Source organism: Azospirillum oleiclasticum (assembly GCF_013423485.1).
GTDB lineage: Bacteria > Pseudomonadota > Alphaproteobacteria > Azospirillales > Azospirillaceae > Azospirillum > Azospirillum oleiclasticum.
On sequence record NZ_JABFFR010000003.1, the window covers coordinates 243,977 to 266,367 of the forward strand.

Genomic DNA, 22,391 nt, shown 5'->3' on the forward strand with positions numbered 1-22,391 from the left:
CGACTGAAAATTACTTATGATTGCGCCTACTTCATTATATTTCTACTGTTAACAAATCAGCAACATCGCCGGCCTATCGTGGATAAAGACACGAAAATAGATATAAAACTTATAGGAGGCGAACAATGCCATCTGCGCTCATCATCGACGATGAAAGCATGGTGCGATTGGCATTGCGCCAAATGCTCGAACGCCAGGGGTTTGACATACTCGAAGCGTCGGATGGAGAAGAGGGGTTGCGTTTGTTCGCCACCCGCCCGGTGGAGCTTGTGGTGTGCGACCTGATCATGCCGCGCTCCGATGGGATCAGCACGATCATGAACATTCGCAGAATCTCGTCGCGGGTGAAGATCATCGCCATCTCCGGTGGCGGCCGGAGTCATGCGCTGGAACTGCTGAATGTCGCCGAGCAAATGGGCGCCGACCACATTCTGGAAAAGCCGTTCACGCGGATCCAACTGCTCGACGCCATCTCCCACTGTCTGCCGCGCGTCTCGACGGGGGCCTCTCAGGCCGGTTGATCGACCGATCCATGCTCAAGGACGAAGACCGAATGCCCAAAGCATCGCTCTCAGAAAAGCTCCGCGGCTGGTTTGCCGATGACGATTCATCGTCGTCCCCGGCGGAGTCCCGACGGGCGCCGGTCGAGTCCCACCGGGAGCTGGTGGACACCGCGCTTCCCCGGGACGCGGAGAGCACGCTGTCGCTCGAACGCCGCCTCAAGGAGCTGCTGACCCACCCGCAGCTCCTGTCGGCCGGGCGCATCCACTTGATCAATTTTGCGAACCTGCGGAAGCGCCTCGGTGACTCCTGGCCGCGGCTGCGCGACCGCGTCCACGCTGCGGCGGATCGTCTCATCAACCAGGCCATCGGTCCCCGGGATGTGCAGTTCCGCAACGGGGACGGCGAGTACATCATCGTCTTCGCGGCCCTCAACAGACAAGCGGCGACCCTGGTCTGCGCCAAGGTTGCCGAGGAGCTCCACCGTCTGTTCCTCGGTGAGCCGGAATTGAGCGAGGTCACCATCTCGACGGCCGTGGGGGTGGTGGATGGCCGGCTCCTCTATGAGGAGGTATCGGCGGCCGATCTTCTTCGTGAGCTTGAACGCGAGCGCCAGGTACCGTCGGAATCGGCTGCCCCACTACCCGAGGCGGCGCGCGACGGGGCGGGAGTCTCCGCCACCACTCCGGCGGAACCGCGCAAACTGCAGCTCGCGTCCCAGGCGTTCGAGCGCATCGACACCATGTTCCGGCCGGTCTGGGATGTCAGGCGGCAAGTGATCTCGACCTACATGTGCACGCCCGTGCGGCTCTTCCCGGACGGCACGTCGGTGGAAGGCGTCGCCGCCCTGGCGTCGATCTCCGATCCGCAACGCCTGGCTGCAGCGGACATGGATTTCCTGACCAACACGGTGGAGACCCTGGACGAGCTGTTTTGCAACAAATTCCGGCTCATGGTCTCGGTGCCGGTGTGTTTCGAGACGCTGGCGGCGCGGCGATCGCGTCAGGAATACATCGGCCTGTGCCAGTCGGTGCCCACCTATCTGCGACAGTTCCTCTCCTTCGAATTCCTCCGTTTTCCGGACGGGGTGCCGAACGGCCGCATGACGGAACTGGTCAATGAACTGCGGCCGTTCGGTCGCCGGACCTTCCTGCGGGTCGACGTGAGGCAGCCGAACTTCACGCTTCTCGTCGGCACCGGGCTCACGGGCGTCAGCACGCTGGTCAACGCCGACCGTGGTGCCGAGGCGCGCACGATGGAGGAGCTGAACAGCTTTGTCGCCGCGGCCGAGCGGGCCGGCCTGCAATCCTGCGTCGCCGGAATCACGTCCACGAGTCTGGCCATCGCAGCCCGGGCCGCCGGCTTCACCTTCATTGCCGGCGACCGCGTTGGCCGTACCGAGGAGGTGCCGCAGCACATGCTGCACTTTGGCTGGCAGGATCTGTTCCTGCGCGGTTCCAAACGACCGGGCTGATGGTCCGGCGCCAGACGAGAACGAGACCGCCAACGAAGGGGAGACCCGCCATGCCCTCGGCCGATCGGCAGCCCGTCGCCGCGATCCGGACGCTCGCGATCGCCTCCCGAGACATCAGCCGCAGCCGGCTGGCGGAACTCGCGTTCGACGGCGTTCCGCCGGCTCTCGTCGTCGGGTTCGTTTCACCCCACCTGGACTTTCCGGACGTGGCGGCCGCGATACGTGGGATCCTGGACCCGGATCAGCGTCTGGTGTTGATGTCCACCGCCGGGGAGTTGTGCTCCGGTCACCCGGGCGGGCTCTATGGTCCGTCGGAGGGCGCCTGGGACAACATCGTGCTCGAATCCTTCAGCCGTGAGCTGCTCCGGAACGTCAGCGTGCACGTCGTCCCGCTGCACAGCGAGGACATCCGGTCCGGTGCCATCACGCTGAGTGACGAGCAGCGTGTGGACGCCATTGCCCAGGACCTCGCAACGGTCAGGCCGCCCTTCCCCCTCGATTGCCGCGATACCCTCGCCCTCGCGTTCATCGATGGCCTGTCGGCAAGCGAAAGCTGCTTCATGGAGGCGGTGTACGCGACCGGGAGCTTCCCGATCCTGTTTGTCGGCGGGTCGGCGGGCGGAACATTCGACTTCCGTCACACCTGGATCTTCGATGGACAACAGGTGCGCGAAAACCATGCCGTCATCGCCTTCATCAAGCTCGCCCCCGGCAAGCGGTATGGCGTCTTCAAGACCCAGAACTTCGAAAAAACGGGCGTGTCCTTCACCGTCCTCGACGGTGATCCGGTCCGCCGCCGGGCAACCCGGGTCATCAACCCCGACAGCTTCGAGGTGGTTGGCTTCGTCGACGCGCTGTGCACAGCGCTGGAGTGCCGCCCGAAGGACCTGGGTGACAAGTTGAGATCCTACACCTTCGCCATCGATCTGGATGGCGAGCTGTTTGTGCGCTCCGTCTCGGGCATCGATCCGAAGGACGGTGCCGTGAGTTTCTTTTGCGACGTTCATCCGGGGGACGAGTTGTTCCTGGTCAAGGCGACCGACTTCGTTGGACAAACCGAGGCCGACTTCGCCGCCTTTTTGAAGGGGAAGCCAAAGCCGATCGGCGGCATTCTGAACGACTGCATTCTGCGTCGGATCAACAACACGCCGTATCTGCCCGACCTGACCGGGTTCGGAGGCATCCCCCTGGCCGGCTTTTCGACCTTCGGCGAGTTGCTGGGCATCCACATCAATCAGACGCTGACCGCACTCTTCTTCTTCGACGCGGACATGCCCGGCGGCTTCCACGACGAGTACACCAACCGCTTCCCCGTGCATTACGCCCGGTATCAGAGCTCCTTCAGCAAGGCACGCCACAATCGGTTGGGCATGCTGAACCGAATCAGGCAGCGTCTCATCCAGACGCTGATGACCCAGGCGGACGCCACGGCCACCCTGTCCGGCGCGGTTGCTCAGATCACGACCTGCGCCGAGCGGGGGGCCGCGGACGGCATGGGGGTCCTGACCACGACGGTGATCGACCTGCTCGCGGCGGTCCAGCGGATCACCACCGAGCGGGAGAGCGTGGCCGAAGCGTTGGGCACCCGGGAAGAGGAACTGCGCATCGCCGAGGCGCGCCGGGTGGCCGCGGAACGGCGCATGGAACACGAAGCCCAGCGCCAACATGAGCGCAAGCTCGAATCGCTGGGCTGCCTGGCCGGCGGGCTTGCCCATGAGATCAACAACATGCTGCAACCCATCATCGGGCTCACCGAACTGGCCATGGATGACCTGCCCGAGGGCAGCACGGCGCACCGGAACCTTGCCTGCGTGATCACCGCGGCGCAGCGGGCTCAACGCCTCACCAAGCAGGTGCTGACCTTCAGCCGCGCCGACTGGAGAACGCCACACACGTTGCCACTGGCCGCGGCGGTTCGTAACGCCGCCGACATGGTGAATATCATCGGGGGACGTCGGGTGTCCATCGACTGGCACGTCCGCGTCGACGATGTGCTTGTCCACGCCGACGAGACCGGCGTCGTCCAGGTGTTGATCAACCTCGTCAGCAACGCCATCGACGCCATCGCGGACACCCAGGGTCTGGTGGAGATCGCCCTTGACAAGGTGTGGTTGGCGGAAGGTGCAGCGGGGGGACCGGAGTATGCCGAAGGATGGTACGCGATGCTGTCCGTCCGCGACACCGGTTGCGGCATGGACGCCCAGACACTGGAGCGTGCCTTCGACCCGTTCTTCACGACCAAACCGGTCGGCCAGGGCACCGGGCTGGGACTTGCCATGGTCCATGGTCTCGTCGCCGACTGGGGTGGTCATGTGTCTGCCGAAAGCACCGTCGGACAGGGAACCACCGTCCGCATCCTGCTGCCCGCGGTTTGAACCCTGATTCAGACGGACTTTCGAGAGGCACTGCTTCCGCAGACATACGGCCACACGTCCGGCGGCCGTGTCGGTGTCCTCCAGCAGCGGCGGTTCCGGCTTACGCAGCCTCACTCCCGACCGTGTAACCCAGCCCGCGCACGGTGCGGATGACCTCCGTCCCCAGCTTCTTGCGCAGCCGCGCCACGAACACCTCGATGGTGTTGCTGTCGCGGTCGAAATCCTGGGCGTAGACATGCTCGGTCAGCTCGCTGCGCGACACCACCCGGTTGCGGTGCATCATCAGGTAGGCCAGCACCCGGTACTCGTGCGCGGTCAGCGTCACCGGCGCGCCGTTCGCCGTCACCCGGCCGCTGCGGGTGTCCAGCGTGACGGTGCCGCAGGTCAGCTCCGCCGCGGCGTGGCCGGCGCTGCGCCGGATCAGCGCCCGCACGCGGGCCAGCAGCTCCTCCATCCGGAAGGGCTTCACCAGATAGTCGTCGGCCCCGGCGTCGATGCCCTCCACCCGCTCGTGCCAGACGCCGCGGGCGGACAGGATCAGCACCGGCATGGCGCGCCCGCCGGCCCGCCACGCGCGCAGCACCGACAGCCCGTCGCGGCCGGGCAGCCCGAGGTCGAGCACCACCGCGTCGTAGGGCTCGGTCGCGCCCCGGAACTCGCCGTCCGTGCCGTCGGCCGCCTCGTCGACCGCGTAGCCCTCCGCGGCCAGCGCAGCCGCGACCTGCCGGCGCAGCGCCATCTGATCCTCGACCACGAGGACCCTCATGGCGGCGCTCCCGGTTTGCGCCGCGCGGACTCCAGGTCGCGGCCCTTGGCCTTGAGCAGCCGGCCGCTGCGGGCGTCGTAGACCAGCTCGATCTTGCGGCCGCCGGACGCCAGGATTTCGATCTCGTACACGGCGGCGCCGTCCTCCTCCTCCAGCTCCACGTCGAGCACGCGGCCCACGAAGTCACGCTCCACCCGGTCCAGCACGGCGCGCAGCGGCAGCAGCTCGCCACTCTGCACGCCGGCGCGCGCGCGGTCATGGTCGTCGGCCCGGACGGATCCCGCAGGGCCAGCCAGCGTCAGGGCCACGCCGGTGGCCACGGCCAGGAAGGGGCGGTTTCGGTTCCTCGTCATGGTCCCATATGGCGCCAAACCCGATGAACGCAGGCTGAACGCACCGTTCAGGTGCGGTTCAGGGGCGCTCCCCCATGATCCTGCCATCGACGACGACAACGGAAAAGGACATCACCATGAACCGCAAGACCATCGCCGCCGCCCTGCTGATCGCCGGCACCCTGGCCGCCGGGAGCGCCGCCCTGGCCCAGCAGTCGGCACCCGCCCCGCAGGGGCCCGCCGCCGCGACCGCGCCCGTGCTGACCATCCAGGAGGTGATGGACCGGCTGACCCGGGAGGGCTGGCGTGACATCACCAAGATCGAGCACGAGCGCGGCAAGTACGAGGTGAAGGCGCGCGGCGCCGACGGCGTGCGCATGGAACTGGACATCGACGACCGCACCGGCGCCATCCTGAAGCAGGAACGCGACTGAGCCCTTCCGGTCCGGAGCGCGGCACCGCTTGCGACAAGCAAGGGGCGCCGCGCGTCGGCATTGCCCAATCATGGTTAAAGGTATAGACCTTCGGGGTAGCGCCTGCGCGACCGCGCGATCCGGGGAACTGGCCGGGGAATTGGGATGACCGACATCGACGACCTGCTGGGTTCGGCCTCGTCCGGAATGGACGGCACCGGCTCCTTCGCCATCGGCGATGCGCCGGTCGAGATCAAGGTGGTCATCGGCACCGCCCAGCTCCGTGTCCGCGATCTGCTGAAACTCGGCCGCGGCGCCGTGGTGGAGTTGGACCGCCATCTGAAGGACCCTACCGACGTGTATGTGGAGGGGGTGCTGGTGGCGCGTGGAGAGGTGGTCATCGTCGACGACAAGATCGGCGTGACCCTGTCCGACTTCATCAAATCCAACCGCGAGTGGAAGCGCTGACGCCGAGTCCCGCCCCGATCCCACCCGCCCCATGCCTGTCCGACCATGATGGAGCCTTCGTGATCGCCGACCGTTTGCGCCGGCTCGCCGGCAGCCGCCGGGCCGCCACCTGGGCCTCGGCCCTGCTGCTCGTGGGGGCCGGTGCCGCCGCCGCCTCCGTCTTTCCCTTCATGGCCGGGCTGCCGGACGTCACCGCGGTCTACAGCACGCCGCAGCCGGTGGTCGGGATGAAGCCCGGCGTCAAGCTGCCGGTCTACGACGTGCAGCCCGACGGCCGCGCCGTGCGCAGCGGGCAGGCCTATGTGGACGGCGAGGGGCGCCTCCAGCTCTCCCGTTACGACGGCCGCCGCGAATCCGCCGCCGTGCCGGAAGCGGTGCTGATGCCGGCCAGCGTCCGCTCGCTGTGGGTGCTGGCGACCGAGGCGGAGCGGGAGGAGCTGCGCAACACCGCGCGCGGCTTCATCCGGGCGCTCGGCGCGGCCATCGATGGCGCGGTGAACTCGCCGGTGTTCGACACGGAATACAAGCCGGTCATCGAGGACACCATCCGGACGGCGGCCACCGCCGCGTGGGCGTCGCCTCCGGTTCAGGCGGCCTTCGCCGATCTGCTCCAGGTGGCCGACCCGATGCTGCGGCAGGTGGCGGCGGACGACCTGCGGCCGGCGCTGGTGGAGCGGTTGCAGCCCGCCCTGTGGCAGGCGGTGCGGACCAACGCCGTGAACATCATCGACGTGTTCTCCGACTTCCGGCTCGACCTGAAGCCGCTGGAGAACGCGGTCAGCGGCGCCATCGCCGACCGGCGGGTGCGCGACGGCATGGCCGGCATGCTGGCGATCCTGGCCGGCACCCACCAGATGCGCCTGCTGGCCGAGCGGTTGGGCGGTGAATTCCTGCACAACCTGCGCAACGACCCGCGGCTGGCCGACACCATCGGCCGCATGATGCAGGACGGACGCCTGTCCGCTTACCTGGAGCCGCTGGGCGACCCGGCGCTGACGCTGGCGCGGGCGGTGCCGCGCACGCTGGCGCGGCTGGACGAACACGCCGACCTCAACTCGCTCGCCGCCGACATCTTCAAGATGCAGGCACGGGGCATCAGCAGCCATGTCGTGATCCACATGACCGCCAAGGACCGCGACCGCGTCGCCGTCATCGACCCGCTTGCTCCCGTCACCCTCGTGCGGGAGGCCCGCTGATGACCACCGCCGTGCTTGAAAAGCCCATCCTGTCGCTCCGCGGCCTGACCATCGTGGCGCCGGGCGGCACCACGCTGGTGGAGAACGCCTCCTTCGACATCGGAGCCGGCGAGATCGTGCTGCTGGTGGGGCCGTCGGGGTCGGGCAAATCGACCATCATCAACCTGCTGTCCGGCCTGCCCGACGCCAAGGCCGGCGGCTGGCGGGTGACCGGCACGCTGGATTGCGGCGGCCGCCATCTCGACCTGTCGCGTGAGCGCAGCGACGTCGGCGGTCTGGTGTTCCAGGACAACGCGCTGTTCGACGACCTGACGGCTGGCGAAAACCTGCGCATCGCCGCCGATCATGCGCCCGCAACCGACGGCGAGCTGCGCACGCTGGCGACGTCCCTGCTGCCGGACGTGGCGGCGGACAAGCCGGTCAGTTCCTGCTCCGGCGGCCAGCAGCAGCGGGTGGCGATCGCGCGCACCCTGCTCGCCAACCGTCCCATCCTGTTCTTCGACGAGCCGAACTCCGGCCTCGACATCCGCTCCTCGCGGGCGCTGGCGGGCATGGTGCGCGACATCTGCAAGCGCATGGGCAAGCCCGCCGTCATCGTCGCCCACCATGTGGAGGATCTGCTGCCGGAAGCGGATCGCGTCCTGCTGCTGGACACCCGCAACCGCTGCCTGCGCGCGGTCGAGCCGTCGCTGGACGCGATCGAGCGGGAGCTTCTGGCCCTCGACCCGTCGGCATCGCGCGTGTCGGACGGGCCCGCGACAGCCGAGCCGTCCGCCGCCCCCTGGGAAGGCCGCCTGCCCTCGGCCAGCCGAGGCCACTGGTTCAGCCGCTATTTCCTGGAGTATTTCTGGGTGCTCTGCGCCTCGCCGCTGATGCTGATGTATGTGGCGATCGGCGGCATGATCGTGGGCTTCGTGGAGATCTGGTTCGGCTTCAACTATCACTCCTTCGGCGGCTACCTGAAGTCGCTGCTGCACGACGAGACGCTGGTCGGGCTTGGCCTCATCCAGGTGACGGTCGCCGTGCCGCTGATCACCGGCATCCTGGTGGTGGCGCGCAACAACGCGATCATCGCCGCCGACCTCGGCAACCGCGTGCTGTCCAGCCAGTTCCGCGCCATGGCGAACCTGCGCATCCCTGCCATGGCCTATCTGATCGGCTCGGTCCTGCTGAACATGGTGTTCGCGTCGGTGGTGCTGATGGCGGTCAGCATGTCGACAGCCGCCTGGACGTCGCTGCAAACCTGGCACCTGCTGTTTCCCGGACAGTCGTCGGAGCTGTTCCGCGAGAATTTCTTCCGCGTCTTCCTCAACGGCGGCCCGCATGTGACCATGGATCTGGTGTGGGTGCTGGTGAAGACGGTGACCAGCTCGGTCGTCGCCGGACTGGCCGCCATCGTCATCGGGCTGCGCAAGAAGGACTCGGTCGTGGCGATCAACTACGCCATCGCCGAGAGCATCATCGCCGGCGTGTCGATCACCCTGTTCGTCCACGCCATCGTGGGAATCTTCCAGTTCTGACGGTGGGGCGGCTGCGGCCGCCCTTCCGCGTCAGCGCTCGCTGTTCTCCGCGGTCTGCTCGTCGTCCTTCTTAGCGGCGGCGAGCTGTTCCTCGGTCGCCTCGATCTTCACCTTCGCGGTGCCGTCGTCCTTGATGCCGAGATGGTCGGCGGCCTTGCTCGACAGGTCGATGACCCGCCCCTTCACGTAGGGGCCGCGGTCGTTGATCTGGACCTCGACTTCGCGGCCGTTCTCCGGATTCTTCACCGTCACCTCGCTGCCCAGCGGCAGGGTGCGGTGCGCCGCGGTCAGGTCGTTCTGGTCGAAACGCTCACCGCTGGCGGTCTTCTTGCCGTGGAAGCCGGGCCCGTACCAGGATGCGCGCCCCGTCTGCTCGAACGCGGGTTCATCGTCGGCAAAGGCGGGAGTTATCAACATAAGCGCCAACGAAAGGCCGGCGACGATCGAACGGACGGGCGTGGTCATTCGGCCCGGCATGCTTGTCTCCATCGTGGTGTGCCCAACGGCACGGTTGACACGACGAACGCACGCGTGAACGGCAATGTTCCAGGCAGCCCGTTGCGGGTTGGTGGTGGTATGCCACCTTCCGCGCGTCACTCCTCCAGTATCTCGCGGAGGGCGGCGACCACCGCCCGGTTCTCCTCCTCCGATCCGATGGTGATGCGCAGACAGTCGGTGAGGGCGTAATCGGTGACGCTCTTCACCAGGATGCCGCGGCGTGCCAGATGCTCCGTCACCTGCGGCACGCCCAGCGACGGATCGGGCGGGATGCGCGCCAGAATGAAGTTGCAGACGCTGGGATAGACCCTCACGCCGATGGCTTCCAGCTCGTGCGACAGCCAGGGCAGCCAGTGGGCGGTGTGCGCGAAGGTCGCCTCCTCATGGCCGGTGTCGGCGAGTGCGGCGATCGCCGCCTCCTGCGCCGGCAGGGACACGTTGAAGGGCCCGCGCACGTGGTTGAGCGCACCGACCACGCTTCCCGGCCCGTAGGCCCAGCCGACCCGCAACCCCGCCAGCCCGTGGATCTTCGAGAAGGTGCGGACCATCATCACGTTGTCGCAGGACTCCACCAGCTCCGTCCCCTCGGAGTAGTTGTTCCGGCGGCAATACTCGGCGTAGGCGGAATCCAGCACCAGCAGCGTGTGCTTGGGCAGCCCGGCGCGCAGACGTTGCACCGCTTCCGCGGTGATGTAGGTCCCCGTCGGGTTGTTCGGGTTGGCGAGGAAGCAGAGCTTGGTCCGTTCTCCGGCGCGGTCGATCATGGCGTCCACGTCCACCACCATGTCGCGCTCCATGGCGACCACCGGGGTGGCGCCGCTCGCGCGTACCGCCTTGAGGAAGCCGCGGTAACCGTGCTCGTGGGTCAGCACCTCGTCCCCCGGCCCGGCGTAGGCCTGGCAGACGAGGTGGATCATCTCGTCCGACCCGCCGGCACAGACCACCCGCTCCGCGTCCAGCTCGTAGCGGCGGGCGATGGCGCGGCGCAGCCGTTCATGGTCGGCGGACGGGTAGCGGTGGATCTGCGTCGCCACCTTGCGGTAGGCGGCCAGCGCTGCCGGGCTCGGCCCCAGCGGGTTGACGGTCAGCGACAGGTCGATCCAGGCGCGATCCTCCTCCGGCGGGCGGATGGGGCGGTACACCTTGATCTGGCCAACGCCGGGGCGCGGGTTCAGCAGTTCCATGGGTGTCCTCCGGAGCGTTGAAGCGGCATGAACGCTGCCCCATTCAACCCCAAACCGGCGCCGGATCGCCAGTGTTCCGAGAGGCGCGGCGGAATGCCGCGCCGCCCGAAGGACAGGCACATCCTCATCAATGGCTGAGAATTTGGCTCAGGAACAGCCGGGTGCGTTCGGAGCGCGGGTTGGTGAAGAACTCGTCGGGCGTGTTCTGCTCGACGATCTCGCCGCGGTCCATGAAGATCACCCGGTCGGCGACGGACTTGGCGAAGCCCATCTCGTGGGTGACGCACAACATGGTCATGCCGGTCTCCGCCAGACCGATCATGACGTCCAGCACCTCCTTGACCATCTCGGGATCAAGGGCCGAAGTCGGCTCGTCGAAAAGCATGATCTTTGGGCTCATGCACAACGAACGGGCGATCGCCACACGCTGCTGCTGACCGCCGGAGAGCTGGCCGGGGAACTTGTTCGCCTGACTGGCGATCTGCACCCGCTCCAGATACTTCATGGCGGTGGCCTCCGCCTCCGCCTTGGGCTGACGCCGCACCCAGATCGGGGCCAGCGTGCAGTTCTCCAGCACCGTCAGGTGCGGGAACAGGTTGAAGTGCTGGAACACCATGCCGACCTCACGGCGCACCAGCTCGATGTTCTTCAGGTTGTTGGTCAGCTCGATCCCATCGACGATGATCTGGCCGCGCTGGTGCTCCTCCAGCCGGTTGATGCAGCGGATCAACGTGGACTTGCCGGACCCCGAGGGCCCGCAGACGACGATTCGCTCGCCCTTGCGGACCGACAGGTTGATGTCCTTCAGCACATGGAACTCGCCGTACCATTTGTGCACGCCGACGCACTGGATGATGGCGTCGGTGCCGGTCTGGCGCTGCGCCGCGGCGCTGGTCGTGGTGGCCATGGGTGTCTCTCCTACCCGGTCTTGCGTCAGCGCCGGCGGGCGCGGTTGAGGTCCTTCTCCAGCCATTGGCTGTATTTGGACATGAAGAAGCAGAAGACCCAATAGATCAGGCCGATGAACAGATAGGCCTCCTTGTAGAAGCCGCGCCAGGTCGGGTCGGTCAGCGCCGCCTTGGCGGTGCCCAGCAGGTCGTACAGCCCGATGATGATGACGAGCGAGGTGTCCTTGAAGAAGCTGATGAAGGTGTTGACCAGCGGCGGGATGGCGATGGCGAGGGCCTGCGGCAGGATGATCTTGCGCATCTTCAGCCAATAGCCGAGACCCAGCCCGTCCGCCGCCTCGTACTGTCCCTTCGGGATGGCCTGGAGACCGCCGCGGATGGCCTCGGCCATATAGGCGGCGGCGAACAGGATGAAGGCCACCTGCGCGCGCACCAGCTTGTCGATGGTGACACCGTTGGGCAGGAACAACGGGAGCATGACCGACGCCATGAACAGCAGGCTGATCAGCGGCACGCCACGGATCAGCTCGATGTAGGCGACGCTGACCGCCTTGATGCCCGGCAGGTTCGACCGCCGGCCGAGCGCCAGCAGGATCGACATCGGGAAGGCGACGGCCAGCCCGACGACCGACAGGATGATGGTCAGCGGCAAGCCGCCCCACAGCGAGTTCTCGACGTAGGTGAGCCCCAGCACCCCGCCCCACATCAGCGCGCTGACCAGCGCCAGCCCGCCCGCCCAGACGGCGAGGAACCACGGCTTCCAAAAGCGCTTGTCGCAGCTCGCCGCCAGCAGACCGATGAAGATCATGATGGTCAGCAGCGGGCGCCACTGCTCGTCGTAGGGAAAGGTGCCGAACAGGATGAAGCGCAACTTCTCGCTGACGAAGGACCAGCAGGCGCCGCTGTAATCGGCCCGGCATTCCTGCACGGGTGCCGAAAATCCGTGCGCGTTGATCACCAGCCAGGACAACAGGCCGGGGATGATCTTGTAGAGGAGCCAGATGATGGAGATGGTGAGGAGCGCGTTGTACCAGGTGTTGAACAGGTTGTTGCGCACCCAGGCGATCGGGCCGACCACGGTGATCGGCGGACGTTCATCGGGGAGCGAACCGGCGTGTTGCACGTTCTCCGTCATGGCCTACCGCTCCACCAGCGCGATGCGCTTGTTGTACCAGTTCATGAACAGCGAGATGCCGAGGCTGATGGTCAGGTAGGTGCCCATGATCATCGCCACGCCCTCGATCGACTGTCCGGTCTGGTTGATCGTCGTGTTGGCGATCGAGACGAGGTCCGGGTAGCCGATGGCGAGCGCCAGCGAGCTGTTCTTGGTCAGGTTCAGGTACTGGCTGGTCAGCGGCGGCACGATCACGCGCAGCGCCTGGGGCAGAACCACCAGCCGCAGCGTGTTGCCGCTGCTCAGACCCAGCGAGCGGGCGGCCTCCGTCTGGCCCCAGTTGACCGCGACGATGCCGCTGCGCACCACCTCGGCAATGAAGCCGGCGGTGTAGATGGACAGGCCGAACAGGATCGCGAAGAATTCCGGCGACATGGTGGCGCCGCCGACGAAATTGAAACCCTGCACCCGCGGCACGTCCATGGCCGTCGGCGCCCCGCCGACCAGCCAGGTCAGCAACGGCATGCCGAAGATCAGGCCGAGCGACGCCAGCCCCACCGGGAAGGGCTGGCCGGTGCGCGCCTGCCGCGCTCGGGCCCAGCGCGTCATGGCGATCGCCGCGGCCACACCGACCAGCAGCGCCACGATCATCCAGTTCCAGACGGGGTCGGATTCCGGTACCGGAATCTTGATCCCGCGCTGCGACAGGAACACACCCGGCAGCGGGTTGAAGGCCTCACGCACCGACGGCATGCTCTCGGTGATCACCGCGTACCAGACGAAGAGCTGGAGCAGCGGCGGCACGTTGCGCACGACCTCCACATAGAGGGACGCCAGCTTGGCCAGCAGCCAGTTGGACGACAACCGGGCGATGCCGACGAGCGTGCCGATCACGGTCGCCACGATGATGCCGATCACCGACACCTTCAAGGTGTTCAGCACGCCCACCAGAAAGGCGCGGCCATAGCTGTCCCGCGGGTGGTAATCGATCATCGATTCGCCGATGCCGAAGGAGGCCTCCCGCTCCAGGAAGCCGAAGCCGGTGGCGATGGACCGGCGCGCCAGATTGTCGAGCGTGTTGTGGACGAGCCACCAACCGAGAAGCACGACCGCGCCGATGATCAGAACCTGGAAGACGACCGCGCGCACCGTCGGGTCGTTGATTGAAAGCGTGAATCCGCTGTGGGCGCCACGTCCGGCGCCCCCGCTCTCGCTGGTCACGGTCTGTATCCCCTCTCCTGTCCCGGACGACCCTGGAAGGGGTCCTGCAAGTTCCGGGCCGGAACCGCCGGGCCGTGGGGGCCCGGCGGAAACGACTGGCCGGTGCCGCGCGTCAGCGCAGCGGCATCGCGTACTGCAGGCCGCCCTTGGTCCACAGGGCGTTCAGGCCGCGTTCCAGCTTGAGAGCGGTGTTGGGGCCGACGTTGCGGTCGAACACCTCGCCGTAGTTGCCGACCTTCTTGATGACGTTGTAGGCCCACTTCTCGTCGACACCCAGCGACTTGCCCATGCCGGGGGAAACGCCGAGCAGGCGCTGGATGCTCGGGTTCTTGCTGTTCATGAACTCATCGATGTTCTTGGAGGTGATGCCGTTCTCCTCCGCGTCGATCATCGCGTACACCGTCCAGGTGACGAGGTCGTACCACTGGTCGTCGCCATGGCGCACCGCCGGGGCCAGCGGCTCCTTGGAGATGATCTCCGGCAGGATCACGTAATCCGCCGGGTTGGGGGCCACCGCGGCGCGGGTGCCGGCAAGGCCGGAGGCGTCGGTGGTCAGCACGTCGCAACGGCCGGCGAAGAAGGCGGCGTTCACCTCGTCCACCGACTCGATCACCACCGGGTTGTACTGCATGTTGGTGGCGCGGAAGTAATCCGCGAGGTTGAGCTCCGTCGTGGTGCCGGACTGCACGCAGACGGTGGCGCCGTTCAGCTCCTTGGCGCTCTTCACGCCCAGCTTCTTGGAGACCATGAAGCCCTGGCCGTCATAGTAGGTGACCGGGGCGAAGTTCAGGCCAACCGAGGTGTCGCGCGTCAGCGTCCAGGTGGTGTTGCGGGAGAGGATGTCCACCTCGCCCGACTGGATCGCCGGGAAACGCTGCTGGGCCGACAGAGGCGTGAACTTCACCTTCGCAGGGTCGTTGAACAGCGCGACCGCGACGGCGCGGCACACGTCCACATCAAGGCCGGTCCAGTTGCCGGAGCTGTCCGGGTTGCTGAAACCGGCGAGACCGGTGTTCACGCCGCACTGGATGAAGCCCTTCTGCTTGATCGCGTCCAGCGTCTGACCAGCGTGCGCGGTGCCGGCGGCACCGATGGAGAGCGCTACGGCCGCCGCGGCAAGGATTCCCGATTTCATCGTTGCTCGTCCCTGTCTCTAGTGTCTTTTGGTCGTTTCACGCCAGCGTCCAGACCCCTGCGTTTTGCGCAGGTCTGACGTGATCGTGACAAAAACACTGCACCATCGGCGTACCGCTTGTCGAATCCTGAGTGTATTTCCCGTGACAATCGCCCGCACGCACCGTCGGCTGCGCATCGGTTTGACAGCCACCCGGCGGCGTGAGCAAGATCGTTGCTTTCCAAGAGACCGCAGACAGCCATGAAGAACGCCAAACCGGACACCACGCTCGTCCACGCCGGCCGCAATCCCCACGCCAACCATGGAATCGTGAATCCGCCGGTCTACCACTGCTCCACCGTGCTGTTCCCGACGGTGCAGGCGCTGGAGGATGCGGACAAGCGCCCCTATGACGGCGTGCGCTACGGCCGCGCAGGCACCCCGACCTCCTTCGCCTTCGAGGACTCGGTGGCGGCTCTGGAGGGCGGACACCGGGCGGTGTCCATGGGCTCCGGCCTGTCCGCCATCACCACGGTGCTGACCGCCTTCACCAAGGCCGGGGACCATGTGCTGGTGACCGACAGCGTCTACGGCCCGACGCGCCGCTTCTGCACCGACGTGCTCGGTGCCTACGGTGTGGAGACGGAGTTCTACGACCCGCTGATCGGCGGCGGCATCGCGCGGCTGCTGCGCCCCAACACGACGGTGGTGTATCTGGAGTCGCCGGGCTCCCTCACCTTCGAGGTGCAGGATGTGCCGGCCATCGCGGCGGTGGCGAAGGCCGCCGGAGCCACGGTGCTGATGGACAACACCTGGGCGACTCCGCTGTTCTTCCGGCCCTTCGACCATGGCGTCGACGTGTCGATCCACGCCGCCACGAAGTACCTGGTGGGCCACGCCGACGCCATGATGGGCGTTGCCGTGTGCACCGAGGAGTGCTTCGTGCCGGTCAAGCGCACGGCCAACATCCTGGGCGCCTGTGCCGGCCCGGACGACCTCTACCTCGCCCTGCGCGGCATGCGCACGCTGTCCGTCCGCCTGAAGCGCCATCAGGAATCGGCGCTGATTCTGGCCGACTGGCTCGCGGCGCGGCCCGAAGTGGCGCGGGTCCTGCACCCCGGCCGTCCCGGTGATCCCGGCCACGCGCTGTGGAAACGCGACTTCCTGGGCGCCTCCGGCCTGTTCGCCGCCCTGCTCCACCCGGTGCCGAAGCCGGCGCTCACCGCCATGCTCGATCATATGGAGCTGTTCGGCATGGGGTATTCCTGGGGCGGCTTCGAAAGCCTGATCCTGCCGACCAAGCCCGGCCACGCCCGCACCGCCACGCGCTGGGACGAGTCCGGACCCCTGATCCGGCTGCACGCCGGGCTGGAGGACCCCGACGACCTGATCCGCGACCTGGAGCGCGGATTCGACCGCATGAGGGCCGCGCTGTGACGATGGAATCCGAACTCGCCCCCATCCTCGGCGAAATCCGCTTCAACGAAGACGGCCTGGTGCCCGCCATCGCCCAGGCCGACGGCACGGGCGAGATCCTGATGATGGCCTGGATGAACCGCGACGCGGTGGTCGAGACGCTGACCACCGGCCGCGTCTGCTACTGGTCGCGCTCCCGCCGCGGGCTGTGGCGCAAGGGGGAGACGTCCGGGCAGGTGCAGCGGCTGGTGGAGCTGCTGATCGACTGCGACGGCGACACGATCCTGATGAAGGTCGAGCAGCATGGCGTGGCCTGCCACACCGGGCGGCGTTCCTGCTTCTTCCGCGCCGTGCGCAACGGAACGCTTGAAACCATTGCGGATCCGGAAGCGAGCCCCGACGCATTGTATGGACACGTACACGTCAAAAGTGCGCAGGGCGGGTCGGATACACAAGCCGATTGATCTATGTCAAAGAGCGAAGCCCGGCTTTCCGGTACACATCCGCTTGTCTCTAACCCTCCCTGTAATCGCCTTAGCCGGAGGTTCCGCCAGGAACCTCCGGTCTTTTTTTGTGCGCGCGGCAAGGCCATGCCTTGACGTGCACGTTAGTCAGATTGCGTCAGGAAATGCATGGGATTTGACATGGATCAAAGGAAAGCGGCGGCAGCGGGGCTATACCTCTTCTCGTCTCTAACCCTCCCTGTATTGACTTCCACCGGAGGTTCCCAAAAGGAACCTCCGGCTTTTTTTTCTGTTCTCACGGGGTGAGAGGGAATCACGGGCGACCACGCCCGCGGGTCCATCGCAACAGCGCCGCCACCGCGGCGATCGGGAGGACGACGACCGCTCCGATCAGTATGTAGGGAAGCGCCCATTCCATCACGCCGCCGGCGAGCTGTGCGATCTCCACCACCGTATGCCAGGTGTCGGTCAGGATGCGCGCCGGATCGATGTCGAACACGGAGATGGCATAACCGACCACGAAACACGCCAGCACGATCTTGACGATCATACCCAAGTCACAGACTCCATGATACGTTGAGAGTGGCGGGGATACCATTATTCCTGAACGACGGCGCCGCTCCGCGGTTCCGCTCCGGCGGGACGGCGGGTCCGGGCCAGTCCGCTATCATATGGGTGTTCCTGAAGCAGAGGGAGGAACCTGTGTCGGGTCGCCATACACTTTGGGCCGTTGCCGGCCTGCTCGTCGGTCGTTACGGCAACGCCGCGGCCGCCCAAGCCATTGCGAACGCGAACGCCGCCGCGCGCGACGGCGATCCGCCGGCCGAACGATTTTGGGCCGGCGTGGCCGATGCGCTCACGCCCGATGCCGGTGACGACGGCCGCCGCGAACGTTCGCCGCCAACCGGCCATTGACCGCAAGCTTATCCCAGTTTCCGTGGATAACTCTGTGGACCCGCGGGGATTCACGGAGGAGCGGCCCGGCATGTGTGCGGCTGCTTAAAATGCAGGCTGCGGTGAGCGCGTTGTCAATGCTCAGCTTTCTCTAATGATTGCCCGGTCGCGGTGCAGCGTGCACCCCGCAATCGGGGGCTCCACGCGTGGCCCCGCCGACGGGGATAACTTCGCGCCGCCGATGATTACGGATACGTGACGGTTTTGTGCAGCGTCCCGCCGCGCGAATCAGCCGGCGGTTCCCGTCGCGCCGGCTGTGGGGACCGTCCAGGTCGATAGGAACCGGCGTCACAGGAACATGGCGGTGTGCTCGATCACTTCGTGTCCGCCCCGCCAGATCATGTCGAGCGCCACATAGGTGATGATCGCCAGCCCGACCCAGCCGATCCAGCGGTGGCGGTGCAGCAGGTGGGCGATGGCGTTGGCGGCGGCGCCCATCAGCGCGACCGACAGCAGCAGCCCAAGCACCAGCACCGTCGGATGGTCCTTGGCGGCGCCGGCCACGGCCAGCACATTGTCCAGCGACATGGACAGGTCCGCCATCACGATCTGCCCGATGGCCGTTCCCATGCTCTTGGTGTTCTGTGCGGGCACGTCCAGCGCCTCGTCCGGGGTCACCTCGTCGGAGCCGCCGGCCTGAAGCTCGCGGAACATCTTCCAGCACACCCACAGCAGCAGCACGCCACCGGCCAGCGTCAGCCCGATGAGGGCGAGGAGCTGGGTGGTGAGCAGCGCGAAAATGATGCGCAGGAGGATCGCCGAGCCGATACCCCAGAAGATCACCGTCGCCCGCTTTTCCCGCGGCACGCCCGCCGCCGCCATTCCGACGACGATGGCATTGTCTCCCGCCAGCACGAGGTCGATCGCCACAACCTGACCGAAGGCCACCAGCTGCGGCCAGAGATCCGTCATATCCATCAGCTTTTCCTTGTCTCTCCACGCCGCATCACACCCGTCACCAACAGCCCCCGCTGTGGTGCGATGCGGCGTGCAGAGAAAGAACGGAGCTCCGCCGGGCGTCAAGGTTCCGCATTCCGTCCGCGCAGCAACCCGGAAAGGTTTTCACGCATACGGTATCGGAGTACTATCCGCTGCCAGCCCCGATTGACCGCCCAGATCCCGGAGCCGCCATGTCGACCGCCTACACCCAGCTCCACCGCGACGTGCTGATCAACGCCGATCTGTGGGACAGCGCGCCGCGAATCGTGGCCGCCGACTGGGGTTTCGAGGGGATCATGGGCATTCCCGGACTGACGTCGGCCGACGATCTGGCGCTCGCGATCCAGGCCGGCGCCGGCGTCAACCTCGATTACGCCGCGCTCGATCCGGACCCGCCGCTGCGCAACCTCACCTCCGGCGGCTCGCCGGCCGGCATCGTGGCCGGCGGCTTCGGGGCACCGACCCTGTTCGCGGACGCCTTGCCCATCGAATTCAGCTGGCCGCTGCTGCCCAGCACCGTCCTGCCCACCGATTTCCGGATCATCCTCAACTCGGGCGAGGAGGTGACGCCGCAGGTGGCGGCCCTCAACCCCAACTTCGACCACAACGAACGCCATGTCGTCGTGCTGTTCGGGGAGTTCGGAAACCGCCTGCTGCCGGGCCAGCCGGGCGCCGTCTACCCGGTGTCGGTGCGAATCGCCGATGACGGCACGCCGCTGATGGCGGTCGGCCCGGACGGGCCGGTCAGCCTGGTCGGGATGACGGCGCAGAGCCGGAACCCCTTCGTCACAGGACCCGCCATCGTCGGCGCCCGGCTGACGCGCATGTCCGCGGTGGGCGACTTCGCCCCCGAGGCGCTCGGCAGCGCCGGCGCGAACGACGGGATGACGCTCTATGGTGCCGACGCGCAGTACCGGCTGCGGCTGTTCACCAACGGCGGCTTCTCGCCGGACGGGGTCAGCGGCATCCTTCCCAGCGAGTTCGCCCGCTACTTCCGCCTGAAGGCGACCGACGCCGCTGGCGCCACGGTCACCATCGACCGCACCGGCGTCACCTACGACCTGGGCGTCGGCACATTGCAGGTGGTGGGGCTCGCCGAGCTCGGGCAGCCGCTCACCGCGATCGCGAACGAGTCGGCCTATTACGTCGAGGATCACGACAACTACGTGGACATCGTGCTGAAAGGCGACGCCGCGGCGGTCGCCCGGCTGTTCCAGGTCGAAATCCCCACCAGCGCCACAGCCGGCTACAACGACCTCTACACGCCCGGCGGTCCCGGCCGCACGCCGACGGCCGGCGTGACCTACACCGCGCCCGCCGCGGCGCAGAGCTTCCCCGTCTCGGTGAGCCTGGATTCGTTGGGAACAGTGAATTACGCGGTGCAGAGCCTCGCCGCCTACGATCAGGACGCCGGGCTGCCGGTGGTCTTCCGGCTCTACAACCCCGGCACCCAGGATCATTTCTACACGACCAGCTCGGCCGAGGCGGTGGAGGCCGTGGCCGGCGGCTACCAGGAGGAGGGCGTGCCCTTTTCCGCCGAAAGCGGCACGCCGGGGCTGGTCGATGTGCTGCGCCTGTACAACCCGGTGACCGGCGACCACCTCTACACCACCAGCACCGCCGAGCGCGACGCGCTGGTCGCCTCCGGCTCGGGCTACCGGTACGAGGGCGTGGGGTTCCAGGCCTACGGCACGCCGCAGGAGGGGGCCGCCGCGGTTCACCGCTACTACTCCGACGAGGCGGTCGATCATTTCTACACCACCTCCCTTGCCGAGGGCTCGGCCTCGGGTTACCGGTACGAAGGGGTGGCCTGGTACGCCGCCGACTTTCTGGCGGCTGACACCGCCATCACTGTCCTGACCGGACGGGATGGTCCCGATGTCTTCCGCTACGACGCCCCCGTCGAGGGTGGCGACACGATCATCGGGTTCCAGCTCGGGGAGGACCGGATCGAGGTCTCGGGTGCGGGGTTCGGCGGGCTGGCGCCGGGCGCCCTCGCAGCGGATCGCTTCGCGCTCGACACGCCGGTGGATGGCGACGACCGCTTTGTTTTCGATACGGCGACCGGGGTGCTGTCCTACCACCTCCACGGTGCCGATGCAGGTGCATCCATGGCCCTGGCGACGTTGACCGGCGTCCGCACGCTGGTGGCCGGCGCCATCGTCGTGGTGTGACGACGGCGCGGCCATCGGGAGCGTGGCGACCCCTGCTGGGCTCGAACCAGCGACCTATCGCTTAGAAGGCGATTGCTCTATCCAACTGAGCTAAGGGGCCTTGGGCGCATGCTTTTCGCCGGGCAACGCCCGGACGCGTCAGCGGACGCGGTCGTAGCGGAAATTGTCGGCGTAGTTGCGCGGGCGGACCCGGCGGATGGCGGCGTCCTGCACCGTGTACTCCCAGCCCTTGCGCTCGGCGAAGGCCATCGCCTCCTCCTTGCTGTCGAAGGTCAGGCGGATCTGGTTCAGCGTGTCGCCCGAGCTGGTCCAGCCCATCAGCGGCTCCGGCCGCCGCGCGGTCTCGATCTCGGCCTCGAGCATCCAGTGGGTGTGGCGCCCGCCGCGCCCGGATTGCATGGCCGTCTTGCTCGGCTGGAAGATCCGGACCTTCATCGCGACGCTGCTCCTCTTCTTCTTGTTGCCCAAGGGTTGGCCGGTCGGTGGTCGGGGCGCCCGGATTCGAACCGGGGGCCTCCAGTACCCAAAACTGGCGCGCTGACCAGACTGCGCTACGCCCCGCCGACCCGCAGTCAGATACACGAACGCCGGGCGAACGGCAAGACGTGCAAGCCGGTCGTGGCGGTCGCGCGTTGGCGGTACAATGGGGGCCGACCGGGCCCCGCACCGAAATCCCGAGGGACGAGACATGTCGCCGCGCACCATCCCGCTCACCGACCCGCTGCACGCCTGGCTTCTCGAGTATTCGCTGCGCGAGGAGCCTGTGCAGAGCCGCCTGCGCGCCGCCACCGCCGCACTGGGCGACGCCGCCGGCATGCAGATCGCGCCGGAACAGGGGCAGTTCATGGCCCTGCTGGTCGAGCTGACCGGGGCCACCCGGATTCTGGAGATCGGCACCTTCACCGGGTACTCCGCACTCGCCTGTGCTCTCGCGCTGCCGCTGGGCGGGCGGCTGGTGGCCTGCGACGTGTCGGAGGAATGGACCGCCATCGGCCGCCGCTATTGGGAGGAGGCGGGTGTCGCCGGCCGCATCGACCTGCGGCTGGGCCCGGCGCTCGCCACCCTCGACCGGCTGATCGACCAGGGTGAAACCGGGCGCTTCGACATGGCCTTCATCGACGCCGACAAAAGCAGCACCGACGCCTATTACGAGCGATGCCTGACCCTGCTGCGGCCGGGCGGGCTGGTGCTGGTGGACAACATGTTCCGCGGCGGCGACGTCGCCGACCCCACGGTCACCGACGCCGGCACCGCCGCCATGCGGGCCTTCGCCGCCAAGCTGCACGCCGACTCCCGCGTCAGCCTGTCGGTCGTGCCCATCGGCGACGGTCTGGCGTTGGCCCGCAAGCGGGGCTGACGG

The 22,391-nt window shown here is 67.1% G+C and carries 23 protein-coding genes and 2 tRNA genes; 12 read left to right on the forward strand and 13 right to left on the reverse strand.

Going from position 1 to position 22,391, the window contains the following annotated elements:
* Positions 1 to 125: 125 nt before the first annotated feature.
* The 3 genes from HL658_RS06205 to HL658_RS06215 are packed head-to-tail and all read left to right on the forward strand — an operon-like array spanning position 126 to position 4,350.
* Positions 126 to 521, forward strand: coding sequence for a response regulator (locus HL658_RS06205; RefSeq protein ID WP_180281054.1), 396 nt, complete (start codon positions 126 to 128; stop codon positions 519 to 521).
* 11 nt (positions 522 to 532) lie between these two features.
* Positions 533 to 1,975 (forward strand): nucleotidyl cyclase domain-containing protein, encoded by a 1,443-nt coding sequence (locus tag HL658_RS06210; protein ID WP_180281055.1) that lies wholly within the window; start codon positions 533 to 535, stop codon positions 1,973 to 1,975.
* 50 nt (positions 1,976 to 2,025) lie between these two features.
* Positions 2,026 to 4,350, forward strand: a complete 2,325-nt coding sequence (locus tag HL658_RS06215) for an FIST N-terminal domain-containing protein (protein WP_180281056.1) — start codon at positions 2,026 to 2,028, stop codon at positions 4,348 to 4,350.
* Positions 4,351 to 4,450: 100 nt separating this feature from the next.
* On the opposite strand, the gene HL658_RS06220 is transcribed toward HL658_RS06215, so the two are convergent.
* The gene (locus HL658_RS06220; RefSeq protein ID WP_180281057.1) at positions 4,451 to 5,116 is read right to left on the reverse strand and encodes a response regulator transcription factor; all 666 of its coding nucleotides are present in this window, start codon (positions 5,114 to 5,116) and stop codon (positions 4,451 to 4,453) included.
* Positions 5,113 to 5,469, reverse strand: coding sequence for a PepSY domain-containing protein (locus HL658_RS06225; protein WP_180281058.1), 357 nt, complete (start codon positions 5,467 to 5,469; stop codon positions 5,113 to 5,115). Before HL658_RS06225 ends, HL658_RS06220 begins: the two co-directional genes overlap by 4 nt.
* Before the next feature lie 74 nt (positions 5,470 to 5,543).
* On the opposite strand from HL658_RS06225, the gene HL658_RS06230 reads away from it, so the two are divergent.
* The 4 genes from HL658_RS06230 (at position 5,544) to HL658_RS06245 (ending at position 9,045) form a co-directional block, all read left to right on the forward strand.
* The gene (locus HL658_RS06230) at positions 5,544 to 5,882 is read left to right on the forward strand and encodes a PepSY domain-containing protein (RefSeq protein WP_211109666.1); all 339 of its coding nucleotides are present in this window, start codon (positions 5,544 to 5,546) and stop codon (positions 5,880 to 5,882) included.
* Positions 5,883 to 6,026: 144 nt separating this feature from the next.
* On the forward strand, positions 6,027 to 6,329 hold the full coding sequence (gene fliN, locus HL658_RS06235; RefSeq protein WP_180281059.1) for a flagellar motor switch protein FliN: 303 nt from the start codon (positions 6,027 to 6,029) through the stop codon (positions 6,327 to 6,329).
* Positions 6,330 to 6,388: 59 nt separating this feature from the next.
* Positions 6,389 to 7,525, forward strand: a complete 1,137-nt coding sequence (locus HL658_RS06240; protein WP_180281060.1) for a hypothetical protein — start codon at positions 6,389 to 6,391, stop codon at positions 7,523 to 7,525.
* Positions 7,525 to 9,045: an ATP-binding cassette domain-containing protein gene (locus tag HL658_RS06245; RefSeq protein WP_180281061.1), complete on the forward strand. Its 1,521-nt coding sequence runs from the start codon at positions 7,525 to 7,527 to the stop codon at positions 9,043 to 9,045. The genes HL658_RS06240 and HL658_RS06245 overlap by 1 nt, the downstream gene beginning before the upstream one ends.
* A 30-nt stretch (positions 9,046 to 9,075) precedes the next feature.
* Here the strand turns inward: HL658_RS06245 and HL658_RS06250 are convergent, their stop codons facing one another.
* The 6 genes from HL658_RS06250 to HL658_RS06275 form a co-directional block, all read right to left on the reverse strand.
* Complete coding sequence (locus HL658_RS06250; protein ID WP_246337344.1) at positions 9,076 to 9,522, reverse strand: septal ring lytic transglycosylase RlpA family protein; 447 nt, start codon at positions 9,520 to 9,522, stop codon at positions 9,076 to 9,078.
* 116 nt (positions 9,523 to 9,638) lie between these two features.
* Positions 9,639 to 10,727 carry a histidinol-phosphate transaminase gene (hisC, locus tag HL658_RS06255; protein WP_180281063.1) on the reverse strand — a complete coding sequence of 363 codons (1,089 nt, stop codon included), beginning with the start codon at positions 10,725 to 10,727 and terminating at the stop codon, positions 9,639 to 9,641.
* Between the two features lie 127 nt (positions 10,728 to 10,854).
* The gene (locus HL658_RS06260; RefSeq protein WP_180281064.1) at positions 10,855 to 11,634 is read right to left on the reverse strand and encodes an amino acid ABC transporter ATP-binding protein; all 780 of its coding nucleotides are present in this window, start codon (positions 11,632 to 11,634) and stop codon (positions 10,855 to 10,857) included.
* Positions 11,635 to 11,660: 26 nt separating this feature from the next.
* On the reverse strand, positions 11,661 to 12,770 hold the full coding sequence (locus HL658_RS06265; RefSeq protein WP_180281065.1) for an amino acid ABC transporter permease: 1,110 nt from the start codon (positions 12,768 to 12,770) through the stop codon (positions 11,661 to 11,663).
* 3 nt (positions 12,771 to 12,773) lie between these two features.
* Positions 12,774 to 13,970 carry an amino acid ABC transporter permease gene (locus tag HL658_RS06270; RefSeq protein WP_343055023.1) on the reverse strand — a complete coding sequence of 399 codons (1,197 nt, stop codon included), beginning with the start codon at positions 13,968 to 13,970 and terminating at the stop codon, positions 12,774 to 12,776.
* A 112-nt stretch (positions 13,971 to 14,082) separates the two neighbouring features.
* Entirely contained in the window at positions 14,083 to 15,105 is a 1,023-nt protein-coding gene (locus tag HL658_RS06275; protein ID WP_180281066.1) for an amino acid ABC transporter substrate-binding protein, read from the reverse strand.
* Between the two features lie 240 nt (positions 15,106 to 15,345).
* Between HL658_RS06275 and metC the strand changes: the two genes are divergently transcribed.
* Positions 15,346 to 16,521 carry a cystathionine beta-lyase gene (gene metC, locus HL658_RS06280; protein WP_180281067.1) on the forward strand — a complete coding sequence of 392 codons (1,176 nt, stop codon included), beginning with the start codon at positions 15,346 to 15,348 and terminating at the stop codon, positions 16,519 to 16,521.
* Positions 16,522 to 16,523: 2 nt separating this feature from the next.
* Positions 16,524 to 16,964 carry a phosphoribosyl-AMP cyclohydrolase gene (gene hisI / locus HL658_RS06285; RefSeq protein WP_180281296.1) on the forward strand — a complete coding sequence of 147 codons (441 nt, stop codon included), beginning with the start codon at positions 16,524 to 16,526 and terminating at the stop codon, positions 16,962 to 16,964.
* Between the two features lie 313 nt (positions 16,965 to 17,277).
* Here hisI and HL658_RS06290 read toward each other — a convergent pair whose 3' ends face one another.
* Positions 17,278 to 17,514 (reverse strand): hypothetical protein, encoded by a 237-nt coding sequence (locus HL658_RS06290; protein WP_246337345.1) that lies wholly within the window; start codon positions 17,512 to 17,514, stop codon positions 17,278 to 17,280.
* Between the two features lie 152 nt (positions 17,515 to 17,666).
* On the opposite strand from HL658_RS06290, the gene HL658_RS06295 reads away from it, so the two are divergent.
* Positions 17,667 to 17,879 carry a hypothetical protein gene (locus tag HL658_RS06295; RefSeq protein WP_180281069.1) on the forward strand — a complete coding sequence of 71 codons (213 nt, stop codon included), beginning with the start codon at positions 17,667 to 17,669 and terminating at the stop codon, positions 17,877 to 17,879.
* Between the two features lie 327 nt (positions 17,880 to 18,206).
* Here the strand turns inward: HL658_RS06295 and HL658_RS06300 are convergent, their stop codons facing one another.
* Positions 18,207 to 18,836, reverse strand: a complete 630-nt coding sequence (locus tag HL658_RS06300) for a YjbE family putative metal transport protein (RefSeq protein ID WP_211109667.1) — start codon at positions 18,834 to 18,836, stop codon at positions 18,207 to 18,209.
* A gap of 212 nt (positions 18,837 to 19,048) precedes the next feature.
* On the opposite strand from HL658_RS06300, the gene HL658_RS06305 reads away from it, so the two are divergent.
* The gene (locus HL658_RS06305) at positions 19,049 to 21,031 is read left to right on the forward strand and encodes a hypothetical protein (protein WP_180281070.1); all 1,983 of its coding nucleotides are present in this window, start codon (positions 19,049 to 19,051) and stop codon (positions 21,029 to 21,031) included.
* Positions 21,032 to 21,054: 23 nt separating this feature from the next.
* Here HL658_RS06305 and HL658_RS06310 read toward each other — a convergent pair.
* From HL658_RS06310 to HL658_RS06320, 3 genes are all read right to left on the reverse strand, one after another.
* A tRNA-Arg gene (locus tag HL658_RS06310) sits at positions 21,055 to 21,131 on the reverse strand.
* Between the two features lie 38 nt (positions 21,132 to 21,169).
* Positions 21,170 to 21,466: an ETC complex I subunit gene (locus tag HL658_RS06315; protein ID WP_180281071.1), complete on the reverse strand. Its 297-nt coding sequence runs from the start codon at positions 21,464 to 21,466 to the stop codon at positions 21,170 to 21,172.
* 48 nt (positions 21,467 to 21,514) lie between these two features.
* Positions 21,515 to 21,592, reverse strand: a tRNA-Pro gene (locus HL658_RS06320).
* A 127-nt stretch (positions 21,593 to 21,719) separates the two neighbouring features.
* Between HL658_RS06320 and HL658_RS06325 the strand changes: the two genes are divergently transcribed.
* Complete coding sequence (locus tag HL658_RS06325; protein ID WP_180281072.1) at positions 21,720 to 22,388, forward strand: O-methyltransferase; 669 nt, start codon at positions 21,720 to 21,722, stop codon at positions 22,386 to 22,388.
* Positions 22,389 to 22,391 lie beyond the last annotated feature (3 nt).

Coding starts and splice junctions, on each gene's coding strand:
- HL658_RS06205 (WP_180281054.1), top strand. CDS start 126: ATGCCATCTGCGCTCATCATCGACGATGAAAGCATGGTGCGATTGGCA.
- HL658_RS06210 (WP_180281055.1), top strand. CDS start 533: ATGCTCAAGGACGAAGACCGAATGCCCAAAGCATCGCTCTCAGAAAAG.
- HL658_RS06215 (WP_180281056.1), top strand. CDS start 2,026: ATGCCCTCGGCCGATCGGCAGCCCGTCGCCGCGATCCGGACGCTCGCG.
- HL658_RS06220 (WP_180281057.1), bottom strand. CDS start 5,116: ATGAGGGTCCTCGTGGTCGAGGATCAGATGGCGCTGCGCCGGCAGGTC.
- HL658_RS06225 (WP_180281058.1), bottom strand. CDS start 5,469: ATGACGAGGAACCGAAACCGCCCCTTCCTGGCCGTGGCCACCGGCGTG.
- HL658_RS06230 (WP_211109666.1), top strand. CDS start 5,544: ATGATCCTGCCATCGACGACGACAACGGAAAAGGACATCACCATGAAC.
- fliN (WP_180281059.1), top strand. CDS start 6,027: ATGACCGACATCGACGACCTGCTGGGTTCGGCCTCGTCCGGAATGGAC.
- HL658_RS06245 (WP_180281061.1), top strand. CDS start 7,525: ATGACCACCGCCGTGCTTGAAAAGCCCATCCTGTCGCTCCGCGGCCTG.
- HL658_RS06250 (WP_246337344.1), bottom strand. CDS start 9,522: ATGCCGGGCCGAATGACCACGCCCGTCCGTTCGATCGTCGCCGGCCTT.
- hisC (WP_180281063.1), bottom strand. CDS start 10,727: ATGGAACTGCTGAACCCGCGCCCCGGCGTTGGCCAGATCAAGGTGTAC.
- HL658_RS06260 (WP_180281064.1), bottom strand. CDS start 11,634: ATGGCCACCACGACCAGCGCCGCGGCGCAGCGCCAGACCGGCACCGAC.
- HL658_RS06265 (WP_180281065.1), bottom strand. CDS start 12,770: ATGACGGAGAACGTGCAACACGCCGGTTCGCTCCCCGATGAACGTCCG.
- HL658_RS06275 (WP_180281066.1), bottom strand. CDS start 15,105: ATGAAATCGGGAATCCTTGCCGCGGCGGCCGTAGCGCTCTCCATCGGT.
- metC (WP_180281067.1), top strand. CDS start 15,346: ATGAAGAACGCCAAACCGGACACCACGCTCGTCCACGCCGGCCGCAAT.
- hisI (WP_180281296.1), top strand. CDS start 16,524: ATGGAATCCGAACTCGCCCCCATCCTCGGCGAAATCCGCTTCAACGAA.
- HL658_RS06290 (WP_246337345.1), bottom strand. CDS start 17,514: ATGATCGTCAAGATCGTGCTGGCGTGTTTCGTGGTCGGTTATGCCATC.
- HL658_RS06300 (WP_211109667.1), bottom strand. CDS start 18,836: ATGGATATGACGGATCTCTGGCCGCAGCTGGTGGCCTTCGGTCAGGTT.
- HL658_RS06305 (WP_180281070.1), top strand. CDS start 19,049: ATGTCGACCGCCTACACCCAGCTCCACCGCGACGTGCTGATCAACGCC.
- HL658_RS06315 (WP_180281071.1), bottom strand. CDS start 21,466: ATGAAGGTCCGGATCTTCCAGCCGAGCAAGACGGCCATGCAATCCGGG.
- HL658_RS06325 (WP_180281072.1), top strand. CDS start 21,720: ATGTCGCCGCGCACCATCCCGCTCACCGACCCGCTGCACGCCTGGCTT.